Raw genomic sequence first — 2049 nt, forward strand, 5'->3', positions numbered from 1 at the left:
GCACCCAAATCATTAAAGGCTCCGATCTGATCCAGCGTTTTACCGTTCGCTGCCCTAACTCTGGCGTTATGATTGAGTTTATCCCTGAATCCGTGAGACCGGCCCCCGGAAGCACTTCTAACCCACTGACCTGCATGGCAATATAGCCATTATCGCCATTCACCCAGACAGTGCCATGCCCAACATAAAGTTCCGCGCCAGTCGCCGCACCCTCACCAGCCACGCCGGGCTGTCCATCATCGGGCAATGCTTCGAGATCGCTGGCGTCGACAGCATCGACGGCCGCTTCCCCACCACGCTGGGCATGCGCACCAGTGACGTGATCAAGAGCTACCTGGGCCTGCTGTGTCTGGGCATGAGCGACTATGACGCTGTCGAGAACTTCCGCCGCGACAAGCCCTTCCAACAACTGCTGACCCTGCAGAAGGTGCCGAGCGCGGCGACGCTGCGACAGCGGCTGGAGAAACTTGCCGCCAACGACCTGCAGGCGCGCACCGCCACCTGGTCCACGACCCTGCTGTCACTGATCGAAGCACCGATCACCGCCGAGACGACGCACGTCTGCCTGGACATCGACACCTTCGTCATGGACAACAGCAACTCGAAGAAGGAAGGCGTCTCGCGGACCTACCAGAAGGTCGATGGCTACACCCCGATCGCCGCCTATCTGGGCAACGAAGGGTGGTGCCTGGGTCTGGAACTGCGGCCTGGCAAGCAGCACACCATGAAGGAGAGCAACGCCTTCCTGGAGCGGGTACTGCCTCGCGCCCAATGCCTGACCAGGCAACCGATCCTGTTACGCGAGGACAGCGGCTTCGACAGCCAGGCGCACCTGGCGCTTCTCGAACAGCAACGCCAGGTCTTTGCCGACGAGGGGCGCCGGCTCGACTATGTCGTCAAATGGAACCCGCGCGGCTCGGCCACGGCTGATCGAGATACCTGGCTGGCGGTGGCGGCGGACTACTGGGAAGAGCTGCGTCCTGGCAAGCGCCAGGCGCTGTGGCCGCAGACCGTCTCGATCCACGACGACAACAAGACCGAATACGTCGTCCAACGCGTGATGCGCCTGGTAGAGCGCACCGCCGATCGCGATGGCCAGTTGCTGCTCGAACCGGACTATGAGTTGGAAGGCTGGTGGACCAGCCTGGACGAGGCGCCGGAGGCGGTGATCAAGCGCTACCAGGCGCATGCCACCCATGAGCAGTTTCACAGCGAGATCAAGACCGATCTCGACCTGGAGCGCTTGCCGTCCGGCAAGTTCGCCACCAACGATCTGATCCTGCATCTCGCCCAGTTGGCCTACAACATCCTGCGCCTGATGGGACAGCTGGGCATGACCGGCGAGCTGAGCCCGGTTCGCCACCCGGCCAAGCGGCGCCGGCTGCGCACCGTGCTACAAGAGTTGGTGCACCGTGCGGCTCTCGTGATTCACAAGGCACGGCAGATCATCCTCGACGTCGGGCAGGATATCGGGCGCATGACGGTGCTCAAGACGCTGCGGAGCCGACTGCGTTATCCACGAGGAACGCCATGCTGACCGTCAATCGGCGACACTCTATCCACAAGCAGTTCCAAGCGACACGCGATCGCCAGATATGTCGTGCCTGGCGGGTGGAAAGGCATGACAAAACGGGCCGTCAGCACCGATCAGCACGGTGGGTTTTGGCAATAACGGGCTTGCGAAAGCCAACTTGCACGGGGCGAATGATCAAAAAGTGCTCGCTGGCGGTGATAGGGAAAGTGTCGGCGCCGGCTTCACGGATTCAGGTCTTATTTACCCAGCGAGGCAACATATCCAAAATTCGCGTGCCGGCTCGTTTTCACGATTTAATCATACTTTATTGATAAATTTGGCTTAGGTCACGTGGCTTTGAAGAAAAATTGAGCTGGAGCAGGCTTTGGGCAGCTGACGCTGCCTTCGCGCCGGGCCGCCGCTGCGGGTGCCTTCCTCGCTCGTTGCTCTCGCTCGGGCGTTACGCCGCGCTACGGGTGGGGGGCGGTGTGGTGGCTTGATCGTCGCGAGCTGAAGCTCCCTCCCACATGGGCGGC

The 2049-nt window shown here is 61.4% G+C and carries 1 protein-coding gene; it reads left to right on the forward strand.

The window, feature by feature from the left end; translation table 11 throughout:
- Positions 1–175 precede the first annotated feature (175 nt).
- Positions 176–1537, forward strand: a complete 1362-nt coding sequence (locus INF29_RS14080; protein WP_193487348.1) for an IS1380 family transposase — start codon at positions 176–178, stop codon at positions 1535–1537.
- Positions 1538–2049 lie beyond the last annotated feature (512 nt).

Origin of the sequence: Anaerotignum lactatifermentans, from assembly GCF_014982935.1 — a bacterium.
Classification (GTDB): domain Bacteria; phylum Bacillota; class Clostridia; order Lachnospirales; family Anaerotignaceae; genus Anaerotignum; species Anaerotignum lactatifermentans.